Source organism: Allomuricauda sp. CAU 1633 (genome assembly GCF_017313225.1).
In the GTDB taxonomy this organism is placed as follows: Bacteria; Bacteroidota; Bacteroidia; order Flavobacteriales; family Flavobacteriaceae; genus Flagellimonas.
Window position 1 is genome coordinate 308,578 of record NZ_JAFLNE010000001.1, and the last position, 26,243, is coordinate 334,820.

The 26,243-nt window shown below is 41.3% G+C and carries 29 protein-coding genes and 2 pseudogenes; 8 read left to right on the forward strand and 23 right to left on the reverse strand.

The features are described from left to right. From J0X14_RS01395 to J0X14_RS01480, 18 genes are all read right to left on the reverse strand, one after another. Positions 1-786 carry a DUF4292 domain-containing protein gene (locus J0X14_RS01395; protein ID WP_242527885.1) on the reverse strand — a complete coding sequence of 262 codons (786 nt, stop codon included), beginning with the start codon at positions 784-786 and terminating at the stop codon, positions 1-3. After that, positions 783-1,703 carry a tetratricopeptide repeat protein gene (locus J0X14_RS01400; protein WP_207095975.1) on the reverse strand — a complete coding sequence of 307 codons (921 nt, stop codon included), beginning with the start codon at positions 1,701-1,703 and terminating at the stop codon, positions 783-785. Before J0X14_RS01400 ends, J0X14_RS01395 begins: the two co-directional genes overlap by 4 nt. A gap of 520 nt (positions 1,704-2,223) precedes the next feature. Further along, entirely contained in the window at positions 2,224-3,240 is a 1,017-nt protein-coding gene (locus J0X14_RS01405; RefSeq protein WP_207095976.1) for a sugar phosphate nucleotidyltransferase, read from the reverse strand. A gap of 205 nt (positions 3,241-3,445) precedes the next feature. Next, the gene (locus tag J0X14_RS19165; protein WP_317194421.1) at positions 3,446-3,625 is read right to left on the reverse strand and encodes a GIY-YIG nuclease family protein; all 180 of its coding nucleotides are present in this window, start codon (positions 3,623-3,625) and stop codon (positions 3,446-3,448) included. Between the two features lie 86 nt (positions 3,626-3,711). After that, positions 3,712-4,146, reverse strand: a complete 435-nt coding sequence (gene dut / locus J0X14_RS01415) for a dUTP diphosphatase (protein WP_207095977.1) — start codon at positions 4,144-4,146, stop codon at positions 3,712-3,714. Further along, positions 4,136-5,605 carry a lipopolysaccharide biosynthesis protein gene (locus tag J0X14_RS01420; RefSeq protein WP_207095978.1) on the reverse strand — a complete coding sequence of 490 codons (1,470 nt, stop codon included), beginning with the start codon at positions 5,603-5,605 and terminating at the stop codon, positions 4,136-4,138. Before J0X14_RS01420 ends, dut begins: the two co-directional genes overlap by 11 nt. Positions 5,606-5,743: 138 nt before the next feature. Continuing rightward, positions 5,744-6,604 carry an ATP synthase F1 subunit gamma gene (gene atpG, locus J0X14_RS01425; RefSeq protein ID WP_207095979.1) on the reverse strand — a complete coding sequence of 287 codons (861 nt, stop codon included), beginning with the start codon at positions 6,602-6,604 and terminating at the stop codon, positions 5,744-5,746. A gap of 30 nt (positions 6,605-6,634) precedes the next feature. Beyond that, complete coding sequence (locus J0X14_RS01430; protein ID WP_207095980.1) at positions 6,635-6,877, reverse strand: four helix bundle protein; 243 nt, start codon at positions 6,875-6,877, stop codon at positions 6,635-6,637. Positions 6,878-6,901: 24 nt separating this feature from the next. Then, entirely contained in the window at positions 6,902-8,479 is a 1,578-nt protein-coding gene (atpA, locus tag J0X14_RS01435) for a F0F1 ATP synthase subunit alpha (RefSeq protein ID WP_207095981.1), read from the reverse strand. Between the two features lie 2 nt (positions 8,480-8,481). Beyond that, positions 8,482-9,021 (reverse strand): ATP synthase F1 subunit delta, encoded by a 540-nt coding sequence (atpH, locus tag J0X14_RS01440; protein ID WP_207095982.1) that lies wholly within the window; start codon positions 9,019-9,021, stop codon positions 8,482-8,484. Positions 9,022-9,106: 85 nt separating this feature from the next. After that, entirely contained in the window at positions 9,107-9,607 is a 501-nt protein-coding gene (locus J0X14_RS01445) for a F0F1 ATP synthase subunit B (protein WP_207095983.1), read from the reverse strand. A gap of 86 nt (positions 9,608-9,693) precedes the next feature. Then, on the reverse strand, positions 9,694-9,885 hold the full coding sequence (gene atpE / locus J0X14_RS01450; RefSeq protein WP_036381035.1) for an ATP synthase F0 subunit C: 192 nt from the start codon (positions 9,883-9,885) through the stop codon (positions 9,694-9,696). 76 nt (positions 9,886-9,961) lie between these two features. Next, the gene (gene atpB / locus J0X14_RS01455) at positions 9,962-11,098 is read right to left on the reverse strand and encodes a F0F1 ATP synthase subunit A (RefSeq protein ID WP_207095984.1); all 1,137 of its coding nucleotides are present in this window, start codon (positions 11,096-11,098) and stop codon (positions 9,962-9,964) included. A 101-nt stretch (positions 11,099-11,199) separates the two neighbouring features. Next, positions 11,200-11,607 carry a DUF6168 family protein gene (locus J0X14_RS01460; RefSeq protein ID WP_207095985.1) on the reverse strand — a complete coding sequence of 136 codons (408 nt, stop codon included), beginning with the start codon at positions 11,605-11,607 and terminating at the stop codon, positions 11,200-11,202. Beyond that, positions 11,607-11,837, reverse strand: a complete 231-nt coding sequence (locus J0X14_RS01465; RefSeq protein ID WP_036381029.1) for an AtpZ/AtpI family protein — start codon at positions 11,835-11,837, stop codon at positions 11,607-11,609. The genes J0X14_RS01460 and J0X14_RS01465 overlap by 1 nt, the downstream gene beginning before the upstream one ends. Continuing rightward, the gene (locus J0X14_RS01470; RefSeq protein ID WP_207095986.1) at positions 11,815-12,255 is read right to left on the reverse strand and encodes a polymer-forming cytoskeletal protein; all 441 of its coding nucleotides are present in this window, start codon (positions 12,253-12,255) and stop codon (positions 11,815-11,817) included. Before J0X14_RS01470 ends, J0X14_RS01465 begins: the two co-directional genes overlap by 23 nt. Positions 12,256-12,261: 6 nt before the next feature. Next, entirely contained in the window at positions 12,262-14,817 is a 2,556-nt protein-coding gene (locus tag J0X14_RS01475; RefSeq protein WP_207095987.1) for a tetratricopeptide repeat protein, read from the reverse strand. Positions 14,818-14,931: 114 nt separating this feature from the next. After that, positions 14,932-15,945 (reverse strand): GlxA family transcriptional regulator, encoded by a 1,014-nt coding sequence (locus tag J0X14_RS01480; protein ID WP_207095988.1) that lies wholly within the window; start codon positions 15,943-15,945, stop codon positions 14,932-14,934. Positions 15,946-16,056: 111 nt separating this feature from the next. Between J0X14_RS01480 and J0X14_RS01485 the strand changes: the two genes are divergently transcribed. Genes J0X14_RS01485 through J0X14_RS01495 form a run of 3 tightly spaced genes read left to right on the forward strand, consistent with a single transcriptional unit; the run spans position 16,057 to position 17,437 of the window. Beyond that, positions 16,057-16,377, forward strand: a complete 321-nt coding sequence (locus tag J0X14_RS01485; protein WP_207095989.1) for a hypothetical protein — start codon at positions 16,057-16,059, stop codon at positions 16,375-16,377. Further along, positions 16,374-17,033 (forward strand): DUF2461 domain-containing protein, encoded by a 660-nt coding sequence (locus J0X14_RS01490; RefSeq protein WP_207095990.1) that lies wholly within the window; start codon positions 16,374-16,376, stop codon positions 17,031-17,033. The genes J0X14_RS01485 and J0X14_RS01490 overlap by 4 nt, the downstream gene beginning before the upstream one ends. A gap of 35 nt (positions 17,034-17,068) precedes the next feature. Further along, positions 17,069-17,437 carry a nuclear transport factor 2 family protein gene (locus J0X14_RS01495; RefSeq protein WP_207095991.1) on the forward strand — a complete coding sequence of 123 codons (369 nt, stop codon included), beginning with the start codon at positions 17,069-17,071 and terminating at the stop codon, positions 17,435-17,437. 38 nt (positions 17,438-17,475) lie between these two features. Here J0X14_RS01495 and J0X14_RS01500 read toward each other — a convergent pair whose 3' ends face one another. Together J0X14_RS01500 and J0X14_RS01505 are read right to left on the reverse strand one after the other, a co-directional pair. Beyond that, complete coding sequence (locus J0X14_RS01500; protein WP_207095992.1) at positions 17,476-18,168, reverse strand: ABC transporter ATP-binding protein; 693 nt, start codon at positions 18,166-18,168, stop codon at positions 17,476-17,478. Between the two features lies 1 nt (position 18,169). Beyond that, positions 18,170-19,639 (reverse strand): annotated as a pseudogene (locus tag J0X14_RS01505) (DUF5687 family protein). Between the two features lie 118 nt (positions 19,640-19,757). Here J0X14_RS01505 and J0X14_RS01510 point away from each other — a divergent pair. Next, positions 19,758-20,807 (forward strand): ferredoxin--NADP reductase, encoded by a 1,050-nt coding sequence (locus J0X14_RS01510; protein ID WP_207095993.1) that lies wholly within the window; start codon positions 19,758-19,760, stop codon positions 20,805-20,807. A 2-nt stretch (positions 20,808-20,809) separates the two neighbouring features. Here the strand turns inward: J0X14_RS01510 and J0X14_RS01515 are convergent, their stop codons facing one another. Then, the gene (locus tag J0X14_RS01515; protein ID WP_207095994.1) at positions 20,810-21,580 is read right to left on the reverse strand and encodes a patatin-like phospholipase family protein; all 771 of its coding nucleotides are present in this window, start codon (positions 21,578-21,580) and stop codon (positions 20,810-20,812) included. Between the two features lie 355 nt (positions 21,581-21,935). Here J0X14_RS01515 and J0X14_RS01520 point away from each other — a divergent pair, with 355 nt between their 5' ends. The 3 genes from J0X14_RS01520 (at position 21,936) to arsS (ending at position 24,234) form a co-directional block, all read left to right on the forward strand. After that, entirely contained in the window at positions 21,936-22,628 is a 693-nt protein-coding gene (locus J0X14_RS01520; RefSeq protein ID WP_207095995.1) for a DUF2064 domain-containing protein, read from the forward strand. A 99-nt stretch (positions 22,629-22,727) separates the two neighbouring features. Next, entirely contained in the window at positions 22,728-23,063 is a 336-nt protein-coding gene (locus J0X14_RS01525; protein WP_067029694.1) for an arsenosugar biosynthesis-associated peroxidase-like protein, read from the forward strand. Between the two features lie 82 nt (positions 23,064-23,145). Next, on the forward strand, positions 23,146-24,234 hold the full coding sequence (gene arsS / locus J0X14_RS01530; protein WP_207095996.1) for an arsenosugar biosynthesis radical SAM (seleno)protein ArsS: 1,089 nt from the start codon (positions 23,146-23,148) through the stop codon (positions 24,232-24,234). A gap of 31 nt (positions 24,235-24,265) precedes the next feature. Here arsS and J0X14_RS01535 read toward each other — a convergent pair whose 3' ends face one another. Beyond that, entirely contained in the window at positions 24,266-25,132 is an 867-nt protein-coding gene (locus J0X14_RS01535; protein ID WP_207095997.1) for a hypothetical protein, read from the reverse strand. Positions 25,133-25,289: 157 nt separating this feature from the next. Between J0X14_RS01535 and J0X14_RS19020 the strand changes: the two are divergent. Then, positions 25,290-25,379: pseudogene (locus tag J0X14_RS19020) on the forward strand (DUF3641 domain-containing protein); the annotation flags it as partial. A gap of 35 nt (positions 25,380-25,414) precedes the next feature. Here the strand turns inward: J0X14_RS19020 and J0X14_RS01545 are convergent. Continuing rightward, positions 25,415-26,239 (reverse strand): sialate O-acetylesterase, encoded by an 825-nt coding sequence (locus J0X14_RS01545; protein ID WP_207095998.1) that lies wholly within the window; start codon positions 26,237-26,239, stop codon positions 25,415-25,417. Positions 26,240-26,243 lie beyond the last annotated feature (4 nt).

Sequence of the window (26,243 nt, forward strand, 5' to 3'; positions counted from 1 at the left end):
TTACTTTAATGTAATTTTATCAAACCCCTTTGGTACTTTGTAAGGAAAACTCATGGATTTATTCAATTCCAAGTTTCGAAAACTAAGGTCAATGGTTGTTAGTTCTCCCTTATCCTCGGCCAAAACCTTGATTTCATCAGGAAACACACCCCCAGAAACATTCTGATAGGTATATTTTGCCTCCAGTTGTCGTAAGCTATCTGGTTGTGCTATTTGCTGGGAGGCAATTTTAAAATTTCTGGGCTCGACTTGAAATAGGATTTTGAACAAATCCCGAGCCTTTTTGGGTTTCAGTTGATAATTACCTTCAATTACGGATGAGGTGAATCTTTCCTTTCTTAAATCAAATACAGCATTGCCCAAAAGTAGGTTTTGAACTTTTTCAAAATCCAATTCGGTTCCCAAAACATGACTCAAATAACTAAAGTCGCCATCAAAGTATTCATTTTGAAGCTTGTTATAAAAGGACACCTTATTCGGTGTAATATGAGCTTTTACCATTCCCAGCGGGGCACTCATCCAAATGACCTTGTCCTTTTCCATTCTAAGGCTGACATTAACCCCTTGGCTTTCCTCCCCATTGGAATAATCAATTTTAATGCGCCCGCTAAGGGTCTTGAAGTTGGGTTGGTTGGTATAGTGGTTATCAATGATATTTTTTGCGGACATGCGTGCATCCACCTCTCCACCCGTCACCGTCTTGGTACTTTTACAAGCACCCAGTGTCAGCATTGATAAAATCAACACCCACAACCGATTTCCAAAATATCTCAACTCAATCTTCATAATCCCGGTTTTATCTTGTTCAAATATTCGTTTGCTTTGGAGGTATTACCAATGCTCGTGTATGCTTTGGACAGTTCGCTGTATATTTTGTTGGCCAATTGGTCATCATCCAACAAATAATCCAGACCACTTTCCAAAACCTCAATGGCTTTGTTGGCGTTGGCCGTGTTGTTCAATGCCGTTCCATATGCATAATAAAAATAGGGCTGTAGTGGATACGAATCCAAGGCCTCTTTGGAAACGGTCAATGCTTGGTCAAATTCTGATTCAGAAAGCAATTGTTCTATCTGTGTTCGGTATTGGTCTGTTGGGTCATCTGCTTCTTTTGGTTTGTTGACAACAGGTGACACCGCTTTCTTTTCATTTTTAATTTGAAGGGAATCATTGATTTTTGAGGTCAACTCTTCAGCAAACTTGGTGCTGCCCATTCCGTCCAAAATTTTGAGGGCATCGGTATATTTTCGCATTTTGAAATATCCCAGCGCCAAATTCTGTTGCAGTTTTTGGTTGGTGAAAGGGATATCCTGTTTAACTGCTTCCAAAGGGCTTCCTTGCATCTCCAATACATGGAGTAAGTTGTCCAAATACCAAAAATCGGATGGTTCTGCATTTAGGGCCTTAACAGCATATTCTTGAGCAAGCACATATTGTTTATCCAGCGAATAGGCTTTGGCCAATTCATAATCCACCACACTGTTGGAGGGGTCCAATTGCTTACATTTCAGCAATAAATCAATAGCACGATCATAGTTTTGGATGCCTTTTTGCTTGAGCGCCTCAAAGAAGTTTTCCTGAAACTCATCGGTGTATTCTTCTAGGTAAACTTCGGCGCTTTCCTGTTCTTCTTGGGCAATGGTAATGCTATGTGTTGAAACAAACACAGATAAAATTGTCCAAAGAAAAAACTTCTTCTTCATTTCAAACACTACTTAATTAAAAACCTCATCTAACAATTGAAGCTTTACATAGTTGTCATTTAGACCAATTATTTTATATATACTGGCATAAATGGGGCTTACGTCGTTACCAAAATAGTATCCTCGCGTTAGTTGATTACTTTGATATTTTAAAGACCATATCTCCTTATTGGGTGTACTTCTCATAGAACTTATAGGCTGTGAACCACAAATCCACCCAGAATACTTTTTTATGTGACTCGTACAGATTATTGAATCCTGTCCGATTTGAAAAGTGTAGATTGTTTTTAAATCTTCTTCTGATAATGTTTCGGTAAAACTTGGTTTTCTAAGTATTAATTGTTTGATAGTAGATTCTTTGTCCGAGATGACCCAATCATCAAAAAGAAAATTCAAATTCACTTTTTCTTGGGCATAACTAGGACAGCATGTCAGCACGGACACAACCACGCATATCCAAAGAAGAAACTTTCCATTCATACCATCTCAAACATCAATCATCACATCAAAAAACAGTCCATTATTCCAAAACGGAATAATCCCCAATGCTTATAGTTTCAAAATTACCATTAAAAACAACATGATTGCCGATCATGGCATTATCCAGATTGGCGTTGTATATTTTACTGTTGCTTTGAATAAGACTGTTTTTAATAGTGGAATTCTCCAAAACAGTATTGGATCCCACAGAAACATACGGTCCGACCGTTGTATTTTTGATCACTACATTCTCCCCAATGAAACAAGGTTCAATAATATTTGCGTTTTCTTGTTTTATTGATGCGGCTATCAAATTTTCCCCGTCTTTTTCCAAGAAATCCAACATCCGCTGATTGGTCTCCACGGTCACATCTTTGTTCCCGCAATCCATCCATTCATCCACTTTACCGGGAACAAATTTCATGCCCTTTTCCATCATCCGCTTTATACCATCATTGATTTGGTATTCTCCACCATGGGTAATCTCGTTGTCCAATACATATTGAAGCTCATTTTTAAGGACGCCCACATCTTTGAAGTAGTAGATTCCTATCACCGCTAAATCAGATACAAACTCTTTAGGCTTTTCCACGAGTTCCACAATCTGGTTTTGTTCGCTCAATTTGACCACACCATACGCTTCTGGATTTTTAACCTGTTTTACCCAAATAACACTGTCGGCAGACTTATCCAGATCAAAATCAGCTCGAATCAATGTGTCCGCATAAGCGATTACCGCAGGGCCACTCAGCGATTCCTTGGCGCTCATAATGGCATGTCCGGTACCCAAGGGCTGGTCTTGTCTATAAATTGAACCTTTTGCACCTAGCTCTTCCGCCAATTGCATCAAGCTTTCCACAACATCATCGCCAAAAAAAGCTGGATCACCCAGAATAAAGGCGACTTCATCGATAGGCTCGCCCAACACTTTGGCAATGTCACTCACCAAACGATGCACAATGGGTTTCCCTGCAACGGGAATGAGTGGTTTTGGGATGGTTAGCGTATGAGGTCTCAATCGGGAGCCTCTTCCCGCCATGGGTACGATTATTTTCATAAGTCACACACCTGCGCAGGCAGGTGTCTCTTTTTTGTAGTTAAACTTTTATTCTCCCTTGGTCTATCAAGGTTCATCTTATTCTATTGTAATTCAATTTCCAGTTAAGACTAATATCAACCCAATTAGGATTAAAATCTTCCACTAAATTGATTTTCCATTCTCTCTTCTACTTCTTCAATTGTTTTTCGCGTTTTAGGGCCTCCTACACATTTTCAAACTTTTCAAAATACATTAATTTGTCACAATTGTATTTAGCTGTAAAAGACTGTGGATAGACTTTTAACTTATGCTCTTTCACTCTTTCGTCAAGATTATCCGTAATGCCAATATAAAGCACTCCATTTGGTTTATTGCTCATTATATAAACATTCCAAAGCTTCATAATTTCAATGGTGTTTGCGCAACTTTTTCTCTGAAGATTTTGTTCAGCATCTTTTCCCAAAGAGATTCCTGCCTTCGCAGGAAATATTATTTGGTCCCTGTGCTGCCAAATCCACCAGCACCTCTATCGGTTTCTGAAAGGGATTCCACTTCTTCCCATTCGGCTCGTTCATGTTTGGCAATGACCATTTGGGCTATGCGTTCACCATTCGCTACAGTGAATTCTTCAGAGGAAAGGTTTACCAGAATCACGCCTACTTCTCCACGATAATCCGCATCGATGGTGCCGGGCGCATTCAGTACAGAGATGCCCTTCTTCGCTGCCAACCCGCTCCGTGGTCGTACCTGGGCCTCATAGCCAATAGGCAATTCCATAAAAATTCCTGTGGGGACAATGGCCCGCTCCAAGGGTTTTAATACAATAGGGGAATCAATATTTGCCCTTAAATCCATTCCAGCCGAAGCCAAAGTCTCATAATGAGGCATTTTATGGCTTGACTTATTGATGATCTTAATCTTCACGCTTTAAAAATATGCTTCTTAAATTATCTCCTTCCATTCTGTAAATCAATCCCAAAAATAACAAAAGAAGTAGGCTGCCCGCTATTAAATTTCTATTAAAAACGTAGAAGGATAGGGCAGAAAAGAGAATTGAAACAGCAAGGTAGAACACTATTTTCCGCATGTTGTAGGGTACGGGGTAGTATTTTCTTCCGAAGAAATAGGACAGGAGCATCATGCTTCCATAAGCCGATAGGGTTGCCAGCGCTGAAGCCATATAGCCAATTTTTGGAATGAGTCCTACATTGATGACCAAAGTAATCAAAGCACCTATGGATGAAATATAGGCTCCAAACTTGGTTTGGTCCGTTACTTTGTACCATACGGACAGATTGTGGTAAATGCCCAAACAAAAACTACCCAATAGAATGATGGGAACCACATCTAATGCTTCCCGATATATAGAACTCCCCAACAAAATCTTGGCCAATACATCTACGAACACCACTACTCCCAATAGGATGATGCTTCCCAGAATTACAAAGTAATTGGTAATCTGGGCATAGGTTTTTTGCGGTTTTTCGGTTTTGGCATGACTGAAGAAAAAGGGTTCCACCCCCATTCGGAAGGCCGTTCCGAACAGGGTCATAAAAAGGGCAAGTTTATAGCATGCGCTATATTTACCTACTTCGGCCTCTGCAATATCACTGGGTAGCATTTCTGTCAATAAAATTTTATCAAAAACCTCATTGATGGTAAAGGCCACACCCGCCAGCATTACAGGACCGGCATATTTTAGCATCTGTTTCCAAAGAACAGTATCAAATTGGTAAGTCACTTTAAAGTACGAAGGCAATAAAATCAATAGCGTAATGCCGCTAGCAATTACGTTTGCCAGTAATACATAGTGAATTTCCCAGTCTGGTTTATAAATGGCTTGGAAGAACCCCGATTCAGCTTCTTGGGCCATTTTGGGCAACGCAAGAAGAAAGAAAACATTTAACGCTACATTGATAGCCACATTGACCGTTTTCAGTATCGCATATTTCATCGGCTTTTCCTGTGCGCGTAACAAGGCAAACGGAATAATGACCAAGGCATCCAACACCAAAATATAGGTGGTGAACTTAAGGTAATCGGCATTAATATTGGTTACTTGGGACAGCCATTCTTTCAAGGACAGCGCAATTATCAAAAACAAAAGGGATGAGGCTAAAAGGGATATTAACGAAGTGGATACTATCCTTTTTTTGTCGTCTGTTTTATGATAGAACCGAAAAAAAGCAGTTTCCATACCATAGGCCAAAAAGACATTGAAAATGGCAATCCACGAGTAAATGTTGGTGTATTGCCCATATCCTGCCGCATTCTCAAAAACCGAAGTGTAGAGGGGCAGTAATAAAAAGGAAATGACCCGTGGCATCACCGTGGCCAGGCCATAGATAAAAGTCTGTTTAAAAAGCCTTTTAAGTGGGTTCAATAGGTGTGTTCTCTTTTATAACCTTTGATTGGTGCCCACAAGTTACATAAAACGCTTTAGTCCAAATACTGTAAAAAGATATGTGGACAAAAAAAGCCGCTAAATAAGCGGCTTTTATATACTATTTATGTAATTGTATTAATTGTTGAGTGCTTCCGCACCACCAACGATCTCAAGGATTTCATTGGTAATGGCAGCTTGACGCGCTTTGTTGTACGTCAATTTTAATTGAGACCGTAACTCTGCGGCATTGTCCGTTGCTTTGTGCATGGCCGTCATACGCGCACCGTGCTCACTGGCAAAGGAGTCCCGGATAGCCTTGTACAATTGGGTCTTCAATGATTTTGGAATCAATTGTTCCACAATCTCGGCTTTTGAAGGCTCAAAAATGTAGTCGGAAACATTGGACCCATTCTCCTCAGAAATGGCTATAGGCAAAAACTGCTCCGTCATTACAATCTGCGTAGCTGCGTTCTTGAACTTGTTGTACACCAAGTCGATTCGGTCATACTTGCCTTCGGTAAATTGATCCATCAGAAACTGGGCAATCTCAGCAACGTTATCAAAAGTTAAATCATCATAAACATCACTGTGGTTGGCCACGATGGTATTCTTTTTACGAAGAATATCGTTGGCCTTCTTTCCAATGGTCACAAAATCCACCTGCTTTCCAGCGTAGGTTTGCCCTACCAAAGTCCGGCTTTGTTTGATGATGTTGGAATTGAACGCTCCGCACAAACCACGGTTGGAAGTGATAGCCACCACCAAAACCTTGTTTATAGGTCTGCTGTCCGCAAATGCACTTCCAGCGTCACCATCCAAACTGGCACTAAGCCCTTGCAACAACTCGGTAAGTTTGTCTGCATAAGGACGCATGGCCGTGATGGCATCCTGGGCCTTCTTCAACTTGGCAGCAGAAACCATTTTCATGGCACTGGTAATCTGCATCGTTGAAGAGATGGATGATATCCTATTCCGTATTTCCTTTAGATTCGCCATTTGTTATAGTTATGGGTTAGGAGTGATGAGTTACGAGTTTTTGATAATAGCAACTAGAATACGCATTAACTCTTCACACTTTTCCATTAAATCTTTTGTGCTAACCCCTCTTTGTGCTTCCCTAGTATTTGCTCCTATACTCGTTCCACTCCTTAACAATTGAGAAGCTATCTCAAAATCTTTATTGTTCTTTAGCACATCACAGTAATGGACAATTTCACATGCAAACTGAAAACTTTTTATCCTTATGGGACTACTTTCCAATTTACTCATAACCCATCACTCTGAACTCTTAACTTATTTATACTTGCTTGAAAGGTCTTTAGCAACGGCAGTCAACGTATCAGTAACCTCATCGGTTAATTTACCAGCCTTTAGGCTATCCAATACGCCTCTGTGCTTTGCATTCAAGAACTCCAAGTAATCTCTTTCAAATTCCTTTACTTTGTCCACGGGAACATCACGCAACAAGTTCTTGGAACCTGCAAAGATGATGGCCACCTGGTCTTCAACGGTGAAAGGATCGTTCTGACCTTGTTTCAAGATTTCCACGTTTCTACGTCCTTTTTCAATGACGTTCAAGGTAGCGGCATCCAAATCGGAACCGAACTTGGCAAAAGCTTCCAATTCACGGAACTGGGCTTGGTCCAATTTCAAGGTACCGGCCACTTTCTTCATAGATTTTATCTGCGCAGAACCACCTACACGAGATACAGAAATACCCACGTTGATCGCAGGACGCACCCCTTGGTTGAACAAATCTTGCTCCAAGAATATCTGACCATCGGTAATGGAAATTACGTTGGTTGGGATATACGCTGATACGTCACCTGCTTGAGTTTCAATAATAGGCAATGCTGTCAATGAACCTCCCCCTTTTACCATTGGTTTCAACACCTCTGGAAGGTCGTTCATGTTTTTTGCAATCTCATCATCCCCAATCACTTTTGCAGCACGCTCCAACAATCTTGAGTGCAGGTAGAAAACGTCACCAGGGTAAGCTTCACGTCCTGGAGGTCTACGCAACAACAAGGATACTTCACGATAGGCAACCGCTTGTTTTGACAAATCATCATAGATGATCAAAGCAGGACGACCTGTATCCCTGAAGTACTCCCCAATCGCTGCACCAGCAAAAGGCGCATATACCTGCATAGGAGCAGGGTCAGATGCGTTGGCCGCCACGATAGTGGTGTACGCCAAAGCTCCCCTGTCTTCCAACGTCTTGGCAATGGCAGCAACCGTAGATGCTTTCTGACCAACGGCTACGTAAATACAGTAAACGGGTTCACCCGCATCGTAAAATTCTTTCTGGTTCAAGATGGTATCGATACAAACGGTGGTTTTACCTGTTTGTTTATCACCAATAACCAACTCCCGTTGTCCACGACCTACTGGAATCATAGCGTCTATCGCCTTGATACCGGTCTGCAAAGGTTCGTTTACAGGTTGTCTAAAAATTACACCAGGAGCTTTGCGCTCCAAGGGCATTTCATAGGTTTCGCCAGCGATAGGTCCTTTGCCATCGATAGGGTTACCCAAGGTATCCACCACACGGCCCACAATTCCTTCACCCACTTTAATGGATGCGATACGTTGTGTTCTTTTTACGGTAGCTCCTTCCACAATTTCCTTGGTTGGACCCAACAAAACCACACCTACGTTATCTTCCTCAAGGTTAAGAACGATACCTTCCATGCCACCATCAAACTCCACAAGCTCCCCGTACTGGGCATTGGAAAGTCCGTAAACACGGGCAATACCATCCCCCACTTGCAATACGGTACCTACTTCATCCAAAGAAGCGGTAGCCTCAAAACCTGATAACTGTTTTTTCAAAATTGCTGATACCTCAGCGGCTTTTACTCCTGCCATTTTTATAGACTATTTGTAAATTCTCTTTTTAAACTGTTCAATTTGTTTGCGATGCTGGCATCATACTGTAAATCGCCAACGCGCAATACAAATCCACCAATAATGCTTTCGTCAATCTTGTTCTCTATAGTAACCTTGTTTCCGGTGATTTTGTTCACTTCGGCCAATATTTTCTTTTCCAAATCAGCGGTCAAAGGGACAGCTGTGGTTACGAAGGCCACATCTTCTCCCTTCAATTTTTCATGAAGGATGATGTATTTCAAGGCCACTTCCTGCAACATGGCCACCCTTTTGTTGCTTATCAATGTTTCGATAAGTCCTTTGGTGATTTCCGAAGCATCCTTGAAAACTGCAAGCAACGCATTTTTCTTCACCTCGCTTTTTACGATAGGACTTTCCAAAAGTTTTTCCAACTCATCACTTTCAGAAATGGTCGCTGAAATAGTTCGCATATCTTTTTCAACGGCCTCTGCCGCTTTCTTTTCGATAGCGAAATCCAAGGTTGCTTTTGCGTAGCGTATGGCTGCCCTGTTTTGGTTCATATTCTTTAGGTTATTGGGTTAATGGTGAAAGGTTAAAGTTGAACTTATTTCGCAACCGCACCTTAGCAAACCAATACCTTAATTTTTAATTCAATTTGATGTCGCCCAACATATCATCCACCAACTTCTGTTGCTTCTTCTTGTCGGACAATTCTTCTTTGATGACTTTTTCCGCAATTTCCAAGGAAAGGTTGGCTACTTGTGCTTTAATATCAGCAACGGCGGCTTTCTTTTCACTTTCGATGGTGGCCTGGGCCTGTTTGATCATTTTATCGCCTTCAACCTTAGCCTGCTCTTTGGCTTCGGAAACAATGCCTTCTTTAAGCTCCCTGGCTTCTTTCAACAAGGCATCTCGCTCCGCTCTGGCCTCCTTCAACAATTTTTCGCTATCGGCAGTAACGTTTTGCATTTCCTTTTTGGCAGCATCGGCAGCATCCAAAGCATTCTTGATGCCTTCTTCACGATCATTTACTGCTTTAAGGATAGGTTTCCATGCAAATTTCCACAAAAGGAACAACAGCAATCCGAACAAAAGGGTTTGCCAAAAAAACAGTCCCAACGAAAACTCTTCCAATAACTTTTCCATATCTGTACTTTATTCTTGTGCTTTTAAACTAAAAATGAAGCAAAAGTTGCAACCAACCGTTACAACTTTTGCTCTGGATTTTTTGATTACACTGCAAATAGCGCAGCAAAACCAATACCTTCAATCAACGCTGCTGCAATCAACATCGCTGTTTGGATTTTTCCGTAAGCTTCAGGCTGACGAGCGATGGCTTCCATAGCGGAACCACCAATTTTACCGATACCGATACCTGCACCGATTACAACCAAACCTGCACCTACCATTACTGGAACTTCCATATCTATCTAGTTTAAAAATTAAAAATTCAACTTAAAAAGCCACTTCTCGACTACGCTCGAAGTGACAATACTCTTCCTATAGGTGCACCAATTCTGGGTCTTCTTCGTGACCTTCGGCGTGATGGTCTTCGGAGGCAAATCCGAAGTACAACGCACTCAACATGGTGAAAATATAGGCTTGTAGCAATGCTACCAATACTTCTATCAATGAAATGGCAAACGCCAGTCCGAAGGACAACGGGCTTCCAATCCAACTTTTAAAGATGAACATCAACCCGATCAAGCTCATCAATACAATGTGTCCTGCCTGCATGTTCGCGTACAAACGAATCAACAGGGAAAATGGCTTAATGAACAATCCCAAAATCTCAATAGGAACCAAAATGATATATAAAGGTATCTTGGCGTACCAAGGCATGGTGTTGCCCAGTGGGTTGAACTGGTGTCCCCAATAATCCTTTGTTCCGGTAAAATTGGTGAACAAGAAAGTCATCAAAGCCAACGCAAACGTGATGGCGATGTTTCCTGTTACATTGATACCCAGCGGGGTCAGGCCAAAAATGTTCAAGAACCATATAAAGAAGAAGATGCTCAACAAGTAGGGCATGTACTTCTTATATTTTGCCTCTCCGATGTTCGGTCTGGCAATATCATCCCTTATATATAATATGATAGGCTCAAAAAAGCGCCCGGCTCCAGTTGGAATACCACCGTTTTTGGCGTAAGATCTTGCCAAGCTGGTGAACAACCACAACATCAACAAACCGGTAACAATGATCATTACCACGTTTTTGGTGATGGAAAAGTCCAATGGTTTTACGTTGGTAGGATGGTGCTCTTCATCATAGGTAATGGTGCCCTCAGCATCTGTCTTGTAAATTTTACTATGGTAAAGCTTGTAGTAATTGCCATCCACTTCGGCAACGGTTTCCCCGTGATGGAATTTTGAGGAAGAAAAAACCTTCAATCCATCATCAATTAAGATAACGGGCAATGGGAAACCTACATATTTGTGCTCGCCATTTTCCTTGGTGTAAGAGAACAAGGAAAAGTCATGAGAATCCTTAAGGTGATGGGAAATGTACTCCTTAATTTCAGTCTTTAGGTCCTTGCCGTGTTCTTCAGTTTTGTGTTCCTGTTCTTTGGCAAAAGTGAACTGGGCCAACAATAGTGTTCCGACAAGAATTAATCTCGTAAAAAAAGTCTTTCGCATTTCGCTCAAAATATCGGTCTCTCAAAATCGGTGCAAATGTAAGCCATTCTTCCAAAAAGAAAAAAGCTTTCAAACTTTTATTTTTGAGGATTTTGAGTCGCCTAATCTTCAGAGGATTCCTCCAAAATTTTAAGCATTCGTGAAGCGAAAAAAGTCTCCAAAAAAAGAGCAATGGCATACGGGACAAAAAAAGCAGCAAATTCTTGACCGGACATATCCCCATCGCTTATGTAAGTTGGATAGAAAAAGACGAAGAAAAACACAAATTTAACCAAGCTTCCGGCCATGAACAAAAACCCGATTTGGTTCTTCAACCGTTCCCTAAAACGGAAGAGCAATCCAAAAATAATCGCAGCCAAAATCCCATTGATTACATAGGAACGCACAATTAGATTGCCATAAAGTGGAAGCTCTTTGCTAGATAAGACATACAAATGCCCCGCAAAAGCTAAAACCAATAAAATCAAAAGAAGGATAAAAAACTGGGTGAACAGATTAAGTTTTGACATCAATATTTGATACGTTTTAACTGCTGCAAAACTAGCCAAATAGAAATTGCCACTCCCAATAAAGTGGCAATTACCGTAAAAATATTCTTTTCGTTTTGATATTCGGCGTCCAACCATTTTCCGCCTTGGACGGACAAATAAATGATAGCCCCCATTTCAAAGCCAATGCCTGTTAGGATGGCGGCATTTCTAAACGTATTCTTTTTTTTAGGAGGCTTTTGCTGGCTCATTGCTTTTGGTAGACTCCAATTTTGGTGCAGCTGTGGACGAAGTGGTCGTTGTAGTAGCACCTTTGCCCATGGTACAGGCTGCATTAAAAGTTGCCCCTGGCTCTACTGCCAATTTGGCAACGGTTACCGTGCCTTCAATAATAGCAGAGGCCTTCAAGGAAAGTAAATCCTTTACCGAAAGCTCGCCATTGAACTTTCCTTCAATATCCGCATTTACGCATTCCACTTTTCCATTGATATAGCCATCTTTTCCAATGACCACCTTACCGGAGGTTTTTACATTGCCTTCCAGTTTTCCATCGATTCTAAAATCGGCTTCGGAAGTAATGTCTCCTTTTATCTTCGTGTTCTTTTCAATTCTGTTGGGTTGTCCGCCAAGTTCATTCATAGGTCTGGGTTTTTTGTTGTCAGAAAACATTGTGTTCTAGGGTTTTGGGGTTAAAATATGTTCTTTGTATGATTCTAAATTCTTGTGGACTTGAACAATTTTATAGTTCTCCGATAAAACTACAAAATTCTCATCTTTAATGCGGTAGTCCCTGTTGTTTTTAATAAGCTCTGCAAAGCCCAATGCAAAATCCTTGGAGCGGAAGCCATGTACCACCACAAACTCGTCTTCCAAATTATAAATGTCTTTGGAAACCACATTTTTATAGTTAAGCTCTTTAATGGCATCCTCCAATCGTTTCTTTAAGATTAACGCTTTTTCGTCGTCTCTTATTTTAAATGGAAAGACCACCTTCCAGTTCGAGGTTCCTGTGGAACCCGTCTCTGGAGAGAATTCCTTCTTTTCCAATTTGGGCAACTGCTCTTCTACGATTTGCTCCGCTTTTTTACCTTCGGGATTGTTGGGATAGGTCAGCGCCACATAGTTCAAGGCGTCTTTAAACTGTTCAAAGCCCTGCAAGCGACCAATGGCGTTTGCCTTCAACATTTCAAACTTGGGGACAATGGGGTCACCCGTAAATTTGTTGATGTATTCTTCCGACAGGGTAATGACCTGAAGGTACTCTTGCTCTTCATACATTTTAAACAGCGCTGCATACCGTGCATCTGGGCTATCGGTGTTGCCCGCCAATACCGCTTGAGGGTTCAACAAAATCTCTGCATAACGGGTATCTGGATGATTAGTGATGATATCCTGCTTCATATTCTGAGCCAGCGGACTTCCGCTTTCCTCATAAATCTTGTACAAGTTATATTTTGAAGGAAGAATCAAGCGCTCCTCTGGATTGGAAGCCAAAACACGTTCCAGCTTGGCGGCGGCCAAAAGGTTATCCTTAAATTTTTCTTTATAGATCAATCCCAATTGATAGTTGGCAAAGTTCCGCTCCGTCCATAGACTATCAATCACGGATGCATCCGTAGGGATTTGTCCTAAATAGTAATCCACCGAATATTTTTGGTCTTCAGTAAGGTTTTGAGTTGATGGGTCGTTGCCCGCCACTTGCTCACCGGTTGCTTCGGAGACCAAGGTTCTGTTTTTATTGCTCCAACGCCAATCATCTTCCAGAGTCCTGTCGCCCCATCGGGTTCTGAAGTCGTTTTTGCCATATCCTAAACTGGTGATGTTATAAAAATAGAACTTCCCCTTATTTTCTTTTCCACCCTTACTATTTGCAAATGTGGCAAAACCAGCCGCTGCTTGTTGTTGCTTTTTAGCTTCCTCTTCTTCGGCCTTGCGCTTTAATTCTGCAATATATTCTTCAAAATAGGCCTTCCGCTCTGCTTCAGGCATTTGGTAAACGGTGATAACACTATCGGTGTATTGAACAATGTCCTCATATTTGATGACATCTTCCAAATTGTCCAGCTTCTTTTTAATGTCACGGTGCTTTCTTGTGTTTTCTGCCAGATTGGTCAGAGTACTATCATAATAAGCACCTGCGGTCTTGTATGCATCCTCATCAAAATAATAATCGGCCAGACTTTGATAATTGAGGGCGTTCAGTTTCCGTTCACCCTGCGTTGCCCGAAGCGACTTATTGTAATACACCAAAGCCAAACTATCTGATTCATTGGCCAAATGAAATTGGGCCACTTCGCGATAGATCTTATCCAAAAAAGGGCGGTTTTCCCGGTTTTCCTCCAAATCGGTCAGATATTCCAATAGTTCCTCCTCGTTGGCATCGGTAATCTCCGTATTTCGAATTTTCTGTAAATGTGCATTGATCATGTAGACCCTAGGCGACTTGCGGTTGAGGTCAATGACTTTATCATAAGCATAATTGGCACTGTCTTTATGCCCCAATTGGTTAAAAAGCTGTCCAATAATAAATAGATACCTTCCTTTTTCAGGATTTTTCTTGGTGTAAGCCTGTGCAATCTTTAATTTTTGAATGGCGGTATCCGGAGCATTTAGATTGATGTAGCACTGGGCCAAAACCGCATTGGCATCGGCATACTCTTGATCCTTGAGCGATTCATATTTAAACAAGCGTTTCAAATTTTTGATGGCTACTTCGGGGTTGTCCAACCGCATATTGGTCTTTTCACGCCAAATGGTGGCCTCGTTCAATTTATCACTCTCCACATATTTTCTAAGGATATAATTGAAGGATTCCAACGCAGGAATATAGCGTTGGTCAAAATAACGTGCCTTTCCTAGCAATAAAAATGCTTCATCGGTTTGGGGATTTCGTTCCTCATCCTTAATATCCATACTGTGCTTTTGGATGGCCTTGGTAGCCTTTTCCTCAGCAATAATAAAGTTGGGGTTGTTGTCTTCTGAGTCGAGTTTTATCTCATCGGTCACTTCCAGGCGCTCCACGGGAAGAATTTCCCAGTAGTCATCTCGATAACTGGCATTCAAATCCTCGCGACCTTGTTCAAAAGCGATGTTACCATTGTACAAGGTGTTGTACTTGGTGTTGAGGGCGTGCCAATTTCGGTTGATAAACTTGTCCTTTTGGGTAGAGCAGGAATTGAAGAACAGCCCTCCCAGAACCATGGCGATGATAAGTGTATTACGAAGCTTCAAAATTATCGATAATCGTGTGTAACCTTAACTGAAAAAAACTCAGTTTATTATAAGGCTCATCGATAAAGTACAAGTTTTTTTATTTCCCTAATAATAAGACAACCCACAATCTAATCACCAAGAGTTGGAGCCTTGATATTCGAGCTGTGCACGGTTGTATTTGGTTTTGTACGCCACGGGCGATAATCCCACATACTTTTTGAACACGGTACGGAACGCTTTTTGATCTGCGTAACCCACTTGATACATAATCTCGTTCACATTTTGCTGGGTAGTTTCCAAACTACGCTTGGCCGCTTCTATCTTTACTCGTTGAATGTATTCCAATGGGGTGTTCTGTGTGGCTTTTTTAAATCGTCGCACAAAATTTCTATTGCTGATGGCAAATTTTTGGGCCAATTCTTCCACCGATATTTTGTCGTTCACATTGTCTTCAATATAATCTTGGGCTGCTTTTATAGCGGTGTCATCATGTTCTTTTTGACCTTGGAAAATCACAAACTGATTTTGATCTTCGCGATCTATTTCAATCTCAAAAAATTTGGAGATATAGATGGCTGCTTCTCGACCGCAGTATTTTTCTATAAGGTGAATCATCAAATTCAAAAAAGAATAAGCTCCGCCACTGGTATAGATGCCATCTTCTTCTGTGACAATTTTGTTGGAAACCAAATTCACTTGGGGGTACATTCGTTTGAATACTTCCATGGCCGCCCAATGGGTAGAGCATTGTCTGCCATCTACCAAACCCGTACGGGCCAGAACAAATGCACCCAAGCACATGCTCGCCACTTCAGCCTTATTTCGATTGCGTTGATCAATGACCCAATCCACGTAAGGTTGATTCAGTTTTAGCTCTTCAACCAACTTTTCTGTTCGCAAAGCGGGGATCAAGATAAGATCGGTTTTGTCCACTTGGTCAATGGTCTTGTCACAATGAATACTGAATAACCCATTGTAGAGCGATTGCTCACCGTCCAACCCCACCAGATGAATGTCAAAAAAATTGTCGTTTCTAACCCCCGTTTTTTGCAAAAAACGGTTGGCGGCCGACAAAATTTTGTACGGCCCCACCACGCTGCTTAAAATGGCGTTCCCTTTAGGCACCAAAATACTTACATGTTTCATAACCATGGTCTTACAAGTGGTAAATGTAGCTGATATTTATGGCAGAAACAACCCGTTAAAGTGTCGTATTTACCCTTGCTTCTGCTTTTTTTGCTTTTGTAGCTTTGGTTCATGGAGTTTGAAAAATTCAGTGAAATACGGCAATTGTTCTGCATGAAATATGCCGATGTGACCGAGGGCAAAATGATGAGCTCGGAGGCCATTCATTATAAGAACAAGGTGTTCGTCTTCTTCTCCAGAAAGAAAAAGATGGTCTTTAAATTGGGAAAGGGCTATCCCATGGAAACCATACAAGTGCCGTTGGCCGAATTCAATCCATTTAAAAACAAAGGCCCCTTGGCAGGGTGGTACGAAGTTGATTTTGAACATCATGACCAATGGGAAACTCTAACCCAATTGGCTCTAAACCTGATACAAAACAAACAAGCATGATCACCAAGGAACATACACATTTCTTTAAGGAGCTGGCGCAAAACAACAATAAGGAATGGTTTCACCAGAACAAAAAACGATTCGAGAATGAGGTTAAAGCGCCTTTTTTAGAACTGCTGGAGGTTTTGCTCGCTACCTTAAACTCTTGGGATGAACGAATACCCTCCGATCCAAAAAAGGCCCTGTTTCGAATCAATAAAGATGTGCGGTTTTCCAAAGATAAATCCCCATATCATACCATCCTTAAAGCTGGTTTTTCCCCTGACGGAAAAAAATCCATGTTACCGGGCTATTATTTGGGTGTTGATGCTACCAGCATTCATGTGGGTGGTGGCTTATTTATGGTTCGCCCACCAGAGTTGGCCTTGATTCGGGAACACATCGCCAAAGATTCATCGACCCTTGAAGCTATTGTAAAAGCACCCGATTTCACCCAAAATTTTGGATGGCTAAAGGGAGAAAAAGCCAAACGGCTGGACAAAAACTTGCTTCCCGCTGCTGAGAAAACCGAACTCATCTATCACAAACAATTTTATGCCATGGCCGAATTTCCATTGGAGCCTTTTTATGAATCAGAACGGCTCGAAGATGAAATTTTGCTTCATTTTAAAGCCATTAAACCTTTAAACGCCTATTTAAACCAAGCCTTTGACTAAATAGTTTATTCATTAATCATAAAAACAGAAACACAATGAGCACACAAGAAGTTGCAGACAAACTAGTCGCCATATGCCGAGAGGGCAAACACGATGAGGCCTACGAACTATATGCGAAAGACGCTGTTAGTTTAGAAATGCCTGGGATGCCCAATGAGGTAACCGAGGGGTTGGACAACATTTTAAAAGGTTTTCAACAATGGGTTGATGGCATCCAAGAAACCCATGGGGGTACTGTTGGTGATCCTGTGGTTGCCGGCAATCATTTTGCTGTGGCCATGACCAGTGATGCCACATTTAAAGACGGCACACGAATGAACATGGAGGAAGTTGCCCTTTATCAAGTGCAGGATGGAAAAATCAAAAAGGTGTCATTCCATTATGATACTTCGGCGATGAGCTAGAAACAATTATAAGGGCGGTCAAGTTTGACCGCTCTTTTTTATCCCCCAAAAAAGGTTTCCAGTTCTTTTAAGGTCTCTGTGGAAGTTCTGATGTCCTTCACAATTTCTCCTTTATTCAATACAACGATACGTTCGCAGACTTCGGTGACATGAATCAAATCATGGCTGGAAACCAAAACAGTTACTTCTTCCTTGGCCGCCAAATCTTTAATAATACCCTTCAACCGTATTTGGGTAGTAGGATCCAAATTGGCAAAGGGTTCGTCCAAAATTACCACTTCTGGATTCCCGATAAAGCTGGCCACAATGCCCACCTTTTTTTGGTTTCCTTTGGATAGGTCTCTCAGATATTTTTTCTGGCCTAAAATCTCACCGTGGAAAAAATCTTCATAATTGGCCAGTAAAGCATCTACATCGGCTTTGTTCCTTCCACGCAATTCTCCAATGAAGTAGAAATACTCTTCGGGAGTAAGATAACCTATCAAAAAAGTCTCATCAATAAATGCAGAGGTAAACGGTTTCCATGCCTCACTTTGGTCAACTTGCACTTCGTTGTTTATAATGTGTCCCGTGGTAGGCTGAATCAAATCCAATAACAAACTGAACAAGGTTGTCTTTCCAGCTCCGTTATTCCCTACCAGCCCAAAGCTTTGCCCTTTGGGAATTTCCAAATGGTCAATGTTCAGAACTGTTTGCGTATAGGTCTTTGTTAAATTTTGTGCTGTGATCATACTATTTTTGTTTGTAGGCCAATAAGGTTTTGTACTTCTCTTTTTTGTAGATGCCTTCTATCATTTTAAAAGCCTTGTTCTTGAACACAAAGCCCAGTAATCCAACCATGGCCACACAGAGGTATCCTACAAGTGGGCTGACCAACAAATGGCCTGCAGCATAAATGATAATGGGCAAAAGCATTTTAGGTAAAGTCAAGAGCAGTGTCTTTGCATTGAACGCCTGTTTGTCTCCAAAAGCTTTTTTGTTGGAAGTCAGGTCGATAGGGGTCTTCACATAGGCTCCGCCCCAAAGCACCAAATAACTATTGATGCCAATATTATAAATGGCCCCAACCAATACGGCAGCATAGGCTTCCCATCCGAAGTAGATATAAAAAGAAGCCAAAATGGTTGAAATTATAGTGGCAATGATAACCAGATACCATTTGGATGAAAGGTATTCTTTGTACTGAATGTTCTGGCTCATCATCAACGGATAATAACTACTGTCCCAACTAGGAACATACTGCCCAAAACTGAATAAAAAGCCACCCGTAACAAAGATTCCGGCGAACATGCTCCAGAATGGACTTTCATAAGCTTCAATGGCGCCCGTAAAAAACAGCAGTCCATAAAAAATAAAAAAGAAGCCGGTAATAACCGCAGTTCTGGAACGCTTGTTTCGTTTGATGAGTTTGATGTCGTTCTTTAAAAAAGTGCCCAAATTCCCAAAACGGTTCAACCAATCCAAGTTTTCAGTTTTGGCTTCGGATTGTTTGGTGGCCAGGCCACCATCTAAATACATATGTTTTTTGAAATAGCTGAAGGACAAAAAATAGAGTCCAATCAGCAAGAGCCAGAGAACAGCAGACGTCCAAGGAAGATCAAAGAAAAGATCAAAAATGGGCTGGGTATACTGTGTAATGTCAAACCATTGATAATATTGCGAAATGCCTGCCAGTAAAAACAGTCCTGCAAACACATAAAAGACACTGTCTTTGTTATTGACCATGACATTAATGAAGTTGTTGACAAAAATGAGGGCCATAAATCCCAAATGCCATCCTATTACGGAAACAGTAGCGTACCCTTCCATAAGCAAAACCACACTAAAGGGCACAAAGAAAAAGGCGTGCATTATATTGAAAAAGGAAACCACGGTTTTCCCAAGGGAATAGTTAACCACCTTGCTTTTTTTGATGGGTAAATACAGCAGCGGTTTTATGTTGGTCACGGGCATCTTCTAGAGCATGTACCGTAGTACAAGGTCAAAGGCCAAATAGTAAATCATGTATTGATTCACGATTCGCAATGGGTCGCCTATTCCAGCCTTCTTGATTATAAAATAGGAGCCAAAACCCATTCCCAAAAAGACCAAAATAAAATAGAGGGCACCAATACCCATTAGGATTTTAAACCAAATCTCGGTCTTGAAGGATGCCGCCCTATAAAAAGATTTCCATTGAAGCCCAAGGAAACGTTTTAACATGGTTGGTTGTTTTTCTGTTAGTGTGCAAAGTAGACTATTTGTTACAATGCACATCCTTTTTTAAAAAATGAAGGCAAAAAATGAGGGTAATCCTTAGTTTTGCAGCAAAATTGTTTTCATGAGCGATTCCCATGCGTTAAAAATCTCTGCTGTAGATCAATTAATCCCAAACGCTGTGGCACTTACCTTTGAGGTTCCCCAGGAACTCAAGGAGACCTATAGCTTTAAAGCGGGCCAGTACATTACCCTAAAGTATCCGTTGAACGGAAAGGAACTCCGTAGGGCCTATTCCATTTCCTCTTCCCCTTCATCAGGGAAACTAACGGTAGGCATCAAAAAAATGCCGGGCGGTACATTTTCGGTTTTTGCCAATGAAAATTTAAAGGCCGGTGACGTTTTGGAGGTGATGCACCCAGAGGGTCGTTTTGTGTTTGACCAAACTTCAGGCAAAAAGAATGTTGCCGCTTTTGCCGCAGGAAGTGGTATTACCCCAATAATGAGTATCGCCGAAACCGTTTTGGAAAGCCATCCGGAGAACAATTTTGTATTGGTTTTTGGAAACCAAAGCCCAGAAGAGACCATGTATTTTGCTAAAATACAAGCACTTAAAGAACAATATGCCAATCGGTTTTTTGTCCAATATGTGTACAGTCGCGCGCACGAGGAGGATGCTCTTTTTGGACGGATTGAGCGTTCTACAGTGAACTTTGTAGTCAAAAACAAATTCAAGGAAACCCCATTCGATACCTTCTATCTCTGCGGTCCCGAAGAAATGATTCACGCTGTAACCGATACGCTTAAGAATAATGGTGTTGCTGCGGATAACATCCATTTTGAACTCTTCACCAGTTCTGATGAAGAAGATGAAATGGCCGAAAGCCTTGAGGGAAAAACCAAGGTTGAGGTAACCTTGGATGATGAGACCTTCACCCTGGTCATGGACCGAAAACAAGTAGTATTGGATGCCGTTCTCAATGAAGATATTGATGCTCCCTATTCCTGCCAAGGTGGGGTTTGCAGCACCTGTATTGCCCGAATTAAGGAAGGAAAGGCGGAAATGGCCAAAAACCAAATCTTGACCGATAGCGAAGTGGCGGAAGGGTTCATCCTAACGTGTCAGGCCCACCCCTTGACTCCTACTTTAAAAGTGGACTACGACGACGTATAACCCTAATTCGTCAAGAGTTTTTCAATGGCTCTGCTGCCATGCTCATACCCAATGGAAAAGGCATTTTCGATACCTTTTTTGTCCAGCACCCCAATTTTGTCCAGTTCCTTGGGTTCTATAAAAAGATGACACTGTTTCACCTTTTCTATGTTGGAAGCATATATCATGAGATTGGTAACCCTTCCAGCCAATTGTAGAGAATTCCGCAGGTCGGTTTTTTGCACTTTGGCCGCAATGGAAACATTGCTTCCAATAAAAAAATCGGCTTTATCTTCTAGATATTCCTTTGGAAAGTTATTCATGATTCCGCCATCGGCATAAAGTATGCCTTCAATCTCCACAGGGCTAAAAACGGGGGTTAAGGCTGCCGAAGCAAGCAAGGGCAGAATCAATTCACCCTGATTAAAGACTTTTTCCTCTCCGCTCAACAAATCGGTGGCCACCACATATAAAGGTTTGCTCAAGCTTTCAAAAGAGTCGTTCGGAAAATAGTTTTTAAAAATGCTGAAATAGCGCTCCGTATCAATGAAACCCGGTTTGTTGATGGCAAAAAAGCTGTATTGGAACAAAGGCGTCTTCCGAAAGAAGTCCAACATACTCTCCACCGAATTTCCATTGGCATACAACGCACCCACCAAAGCCCCAACACTGGAACCAGACACCATTTGGGCTTCCAGGCCATGTTCACGCATAGCCTTGATCAACCCGATATGGGCCATACCGCGAACCCCGCCGCCAGAAAGAACCAATCCAATGGATTTATCTTGAAACATTTTATTTACAAAACAATGATGCACAAAGGTATAGCATTGCCTTGTGGATGATGTAGTCCTGCATCATGATTTCGGTTAAAAAAACATTATTTCCACCGTCAATTATGGTTTTCCAAAACGGGAATTCACAGACTGGGCAGTCGGTGTTTTTCAAAAATGGGCCTTGTTCTTGTCTTTTGTCGAATGCGATGCAACCTTAATCGGAAAACTGTAAATCCCTCATTTTCAAAACCGACTGTGGGGTCGGAATGTTAAAGTTGGCCTGTTTTTCCAAAAAACTGTAATCCAACCACATACGATTCGACCAAAATCAATAGCAATAATTGTTGTAAGTTTAGGATAAACATTCCTTAGGTTGATTCAAAAATCGGTTCAAGATACTGCCATTTTAATCTTCGCAAATTCTGCGACCCAGGACAGCCGTATTAAAAAAATTGGTTCGGATACTACCCTTTTTGATGCCCTCAACCAACATTCTTTAAAGATTGTAAAGGCCACTGGCCTACCTTACTTTCATTTTACGGAAAAAGAACAACGCGGTGAAACTTTTGGAGAGCGTTTCACCCATGCGATTCAATCCATTTTTGATAAAGGCTTTGCCAACATTATCGCCATTGGAAATGACAGCCCACAGTTGAAGACCCAACATCTTCTGGAAACCCATCAAAAACTCCAGCTGGGCAAAACGGTTTTAGGCCCGGCGGTGGATGGTGGATTTTATTTGTTGGGACTACATGCTTCCAACTTTCATAAAAATTCTTTTGAAGCGCTGCCATGGCAAGTGACAAGCCTTTTTAATACCACTCAGTATTATTTTGAATCTTTGGGTTGTGTAGTTTTTTCATTGAGCCGATTAATCGACATTGATTCTGCCAGTGATATTAAACGTCTATCCAATCACATTACAACTTTGGTCGGAGGATGGCTCTCGTTTTTTTCAAAATTGCTGCATCAGTTTATCAAGTTTATTGACATTGGTCTTATCAATACCAAAAACCTATTTCTCTTCATTCCTTTTAACAAAGGCTCACCAGTTTCGTTTGCCTGATTACCCATGCCGAGTCTTAAACTTGGCCCTCAGTTATTATTTAATTCAGACATACAAATGCCTTAAGGCAAATGTTGATAATCCACTAAAAAACAAAACATGGCAAACTCATATTACGACCCAGCAGACTTAAGAAAATTTGGTTCCATTACCGAATGGAGCGAGGAACTGGGCAACAAATTTTTTGATTATTACGGTAAGGTTTTCGAAGAAGGTGCACTAAGTGCAAGAGAGAAATCGTTGATCGCCCTAGCGGTGGCCCACGTGGTCAAATGCCCCTACTGCATCGATGCTTACACCAAAGATGGGCTTCAACGTGGCATTACCAAAGAGGAAATGATGGAAGCCGTGCACGCCGGTGCTGCCATTGAAAGTGGTGCTACGCTGGTACATGGTGTTCAGATGATGAACAAATACAATAAACTTTCCATGTAGTAATGGAACGCTTCGCTTCTAGATATTAGACCGCTGCGCTGTCAGATTTTAGAAGGTTTCCGAACAATTTTAAAGACTAAAAATGGGACAAAGCATATTATCAGATATTAAAAAAGCGGCCAAAAAGTCGTTGAAGGCTCGGGAAAATGAACTCGCGAATACCAACAGGCAGTTGGAAATATTGAATGGGGGATTGTTTGCCGATGGTGAGTTGCCTTCCTTTAAGGATAAAATTGCTAAAACGGGACAATTTCCATTAAAGCCCAGAACCTTGGAAATCCTGCAAATCAATGTGGGGTATACGTGCAATCAGGTGTGCGAGCACTGCCATGTGGATGCTGGTCCAGACCGAAAGGAAATCATGACGCGCGAGACCATGGAGCAGTGTTTGGAGGTCATTCGAAATACTGGAGCCCATACTTTGGACCTTACGGGTGGTGCTCCAGAAATGAATCCCAACTTTCGGTGGTTTGTGGAAGAAGCAGCCAAAGCGGGTATCCAAGATTTTATTGTGCGGTCCAATTTGACCATCATCCGTTCCAACAAAAAATACCACGACCTCCCCGAATTCTTTAAAAAGCATAATGTGCACGTGGTTTCTTCCATGCCACATTACACTCGGGGCAAAACGGACAAGCAACGTGGTGATGGGGTTTTTGATAAGTCCATCAAAGCACTGCAAGATTTGAACGCGGTGGGCTATGGTATGCCTGATAGCGCCCTACGGTTGGATTTGGTCTACAATCCCTCTGGGGCCTTTTTGCCGGGTGACCAAGCGGCCATGGAACACGATTTTAAAAAAGCGTTGAAAGAAGATTTCAATATTGAGTTCCATAATCTGTTTGCGATTACCAATCTGCCCATTTCGCGCTTTTTGGATTATTTGATTGCTTCGGACAATTATGAAGATTATATGTACGCCTTGGTGGAGGCCTACAATCCCGCTGCGGTGGAAAATGTGATGTGCACCAATACCATTTCAGTAAGTTGGGATGGCTGGTTGTATGATTGCGACTTTAACCAAATGCTAAACCTAAAGGTGGCCAGCAAGGTAAAGCACATCAAAGATTATAACGAAGACCTGTTGAATGACCGTGAAATTGTGATTTCACAGCATTGCTACGGCTGCACCGCAGGAGCGGGAAGTAGTTGCCAAGGTACGGTAACATAAAAAAGAAAAGCAGTTTTATGGCTAATTCTATCTACTTGTACAGTTTGAATTCAATTTCATTACTCATTATGGTAATCAAAAGAGAATATATCCCTCGTTGAAGTAAATCTTCGCAAAACTTTTCCGCCTCCTCTATAATCTTGAATGGTTTCAATTCTTCAGAATCCGATTCAAAGAATACCAAAAAAGGTTGCTCAAAAAAGTCAACCCCATACTCCACAAATACCTTGTCCTGCATTCTTTCCCTTTTTCTAATATTTGAAGCGTCTTTTTGATCTAGCCTATCGAGTAGCGCATCAGGTGCACGTCTTGCTAGATATTGCGGGGAGAATTCTGTATTGGTTACGGGCTTATCAAATTTAGCGTCGATAAAAGCCAAACAGTCCTCTTTACTGTTCAATGCATCAATACTTGTGTTATTGATTACTGGTATGGTATAGTTATTAGAGCTCACTTCATCTGACCCGTTGGCAAAGTACAGAGCCACAAAGGAATCAAGGCTGTTGGCCACTTTTTCCTTCTCATAATCGGTATCCTCACCTATGATATACACCGGGAAATTTTCCTTTTCCTCGTCAAGATAAACCCCCAATACCGTTGGACCACATTGATCAGGTAATGTCTCTGAAATTAATGGAACAAAGTTTGCTCTGAAATGCTCTTGCATCTCATCAGAATATCCCGTATAGAATAGCTCAGCCAAATCCTCTTCAGGATCACCTGGGTATTCCTCAATATCCAACTCATCTGGAGAAATCATATAGTACTCAAATGTAATAGGATAATAATGATTTGGTTTTCCCATAATCCTGATTTTCAGAGGAGATATTTTTTTGTAACGTTCACCGTTTTGGAAAAAGTCTTCAATTGGTTTTGGGTATTTGCCTTGCTTGCTCATTTTACGGTTTTTTGTTGTTGTTTGATAATGACAAGGTATCCCAACCGTACCTCCATCTCGAAGAAAATTGATCAATGCCCTATTTCATCTAGCCAGTCCATCATCCGATCTGATAAAATTTTGGTTGATTATCTATTTTGGATATGAACAAAAGGATTTATTGAGGAGCCAGAATATTGTGATCACACAACGCTGCTATGGATGTGCTGGTGGTGCGGGAAGTAGTTGCCAGGGGACGGTGGCTTAGGGTTTCAGTACAAGAAATTACAACTAGCGGTGAGATTACTGGTTCGGAATTAATTCTATTAGGTTAAGATACTCATTAAAATAACGTTTACCCAACTCCCTTTGCCCATCAGCATCAAAATGAATCTCATCAATTTTATTGTTTTCTTTTTCAATAACAACAGGAGATGACGGATCCGCATAGCCAATTATGCATAGCTTGTCTTTTATCCCTGCGATTTTCTTTTGCTGATTTAATCTTGATTTATCCTGTGATACCCAGTATGGTACCATTCCTCCTAAAATAAATGGTACGTTTTCAGCATTTAAATCCTCTCTTATGTCATTGATAAAATTCCCAAGTTGGCGTTCGTACGATTTATTGTGCACATCAATCTCTCCCTGATGCCATAAAATAGCTTGTAGTTCACTATTTTGAAATTTGTCTTGAACGTATTTTACTCTCGATACCGCATCATTATATAGAGCATCCCCTTTGTTCCACATGTTATCCGAAAATCCTGTTCCTCCATGGCCACAAGGGATTATTATCACACTGTCATTCTCGGCTACTAGTCTATTCTTAAAGAGATTCGCGAAAGTCAGCCCAAAACCAATCCTATCTAATTTAGCTGTATGATGGTCTAAAGGTGCAATGGCTTTTACCACTTTCAAGTTTCTGTCACCAACCCTGCCAAGTTGCATTACACCTTGTCGCGTAGTATCAATGGATGCATCCAAACCTAACCCGGCATGCGTGTTCGACTGCCCAATAATCAATATTATATTATACTTTGACTTGCTAAAAGAAACTACTGAGCGTTCACATTCAACTGAGGGAAAAGAATCAGTTTCATTCTTTTCGCAAGAAGTTATTGCCAATGAA

Coding starts and splice junctions, on each gene's coding strand:
- J0X14_RS01535 (WP_207095997.1), bottom strand. CDS start 25,132: ATGAGCAAGCAAGGCAAATACCCAAAACCAATTGAAGACTTTTTCCAA.
- J0X14_RS01445 (WP_207095983.1), bottom strand. CDS start 9,607: ATGGAAAAGTTATTGGAAGAGTTTTCGTTGGGACTGTTTTTTTGGCAA.
- J0X14_RS01400 (WP_207095975.1), bottom strand. CDS start 1,703: ATGAAGAAGAAGTTTTTTCTTTGGACAATTTTATCTGTGTTTGTTTCA.
- arsS (WP_207095996.1), top strand. CDS start 23,146: ATGGGACAAAGCATATTATCAGATATTAAAAAAGCGGCCAAAAAGTCG.
- atpB (WP_207095984.1), bottom strand. CDS start 11,098: ATGCGAAAGACTTTTTTTACGAGATTAATTCTTGTCGGAACACTATTG.
- atpG (WP_207095979.1), bottom strand. CDS start 6,604: ATGGCGAATCTAAAGGAAATACGGAATAGGATATCATCCATCTCTTCA.
- J0X14_RS01395 (WP_242527885.1), bottom strand. CDS start 786: ATGAAGATTGAGTTGAGATATTTTGGAAATCGGTTGTGGGTGTTGATT.
- J0X14_RS01430 (WP_207095980.1), bottom strand. CDS start 6,877: ATGAGTAAATTGGAAAGTAGTCCCATAAGGATAAAAAGTTTTCAGTTT.
- J0X14_RS01460 (WP_207095985.1), bottom strand. CDS start 11,607: ATGTCAAAACTTAATCTGTTCACCCAGTTTTTTATCCTTCTTTTGATT.
- J0X14_RS01495 (WP_207095991.1), top strand. CDS start 17,069: ATGAGCACACAAGAAGTTGCAGACAAACTAGTCGCCATATGCCGAGAG.
- J0X14_RS01465 (WP_036381029.1), bottom strand. CDS start 11,837: ATGAGCCAGCAAAAGCCTCCTAAAAAAAAGAATACGTTTAGAAATGCC.
- J0X14_RS01525 (WP_067029694.1), top strand. CDS start 22,728: ATGGCAAACTCATATTACGACCCAGCAGACTTAAGAAAATTTGGTTCC.
- J0X14_RS01480 (WP_207095988.1), bottom strand. CDS start 15,945: ATGAAACATGTAAGTATTTTGGTGCCTAAAGGGAACGCCATTTTAAGC.
- J0X14_RS01500 (WP_207095992.1), bottom strand. CDS start 18,168: ATGATCACAGCACAAAATTTAACAAAGACCTATACGCAAACAGTTCTG.
- J0X14_RS01470 (WP_207095986.1), bottom strand. CDS start 12,255: ATGTTTTCTGACAACAAAAAACCCAGACCTATGAATGAACTTGGCGGA.
- J0X14_RS01515 (WP_207095994.1), bottom strand. CDS start 21,580: ATGTTTCAAGATAAATCCATTGGATTGGTTCTTTCTGGCGGCGGGGTT.
- J0X14_RS01510 (WP_207095993.1), top strand. CDS start 19,758: ATGAGCGATTCCCATGCGTTAAAAATCTCTGCTGTAGATCAATTAATC.
- J0X14_RS01490 (WP_207095990.1), top strand. CDS start 16,374: ATGATCACCAAGGAACATACACATTTCTTTAAGGAGCTGGCGCAAAAC.
- atpE (WP_036381035.1), bottom strand. CDS start 9,885: ATGGAAGTTCCAGTAATGGTAGGTGCAGGTTTGGTTGTAATCGGTGCA.
- J0X14_RS19165 (WP_317194421.1), bottom strand. CDS start 3,625: ATGAAGCTTTGGAATGTTTATATAATGAGCAATAAACCAAATGGAGTG.
- J0X14_RS01485 (WP_207095989.1), top strand. CDS start 16,057: ATGGAGTTTGAAAAATTCAGTGAAATACGGCAATTGTTCTGCATGAAA.
- atpA (WP_207095981.1), bottom strand. CDS start 8,479: ATGGCAGGAGTAAAAGCCGCTGAGGTATCAGCAATTTTGAAAAAACAG.
- atpH (WP_207095982.1), bottom strand. CDS start 9,021: ATGAACCAAAACAGGGCAGCCATACGCTACGCAAAAGCAACCTTGGAT.
- J0X14_RS01405 (WP_207095976.1), bottom strand. CDS start 3,240: ATGAAAATAATCGTACCCATGGCGGGAAGAGGCTCCCGATTGAGACCT.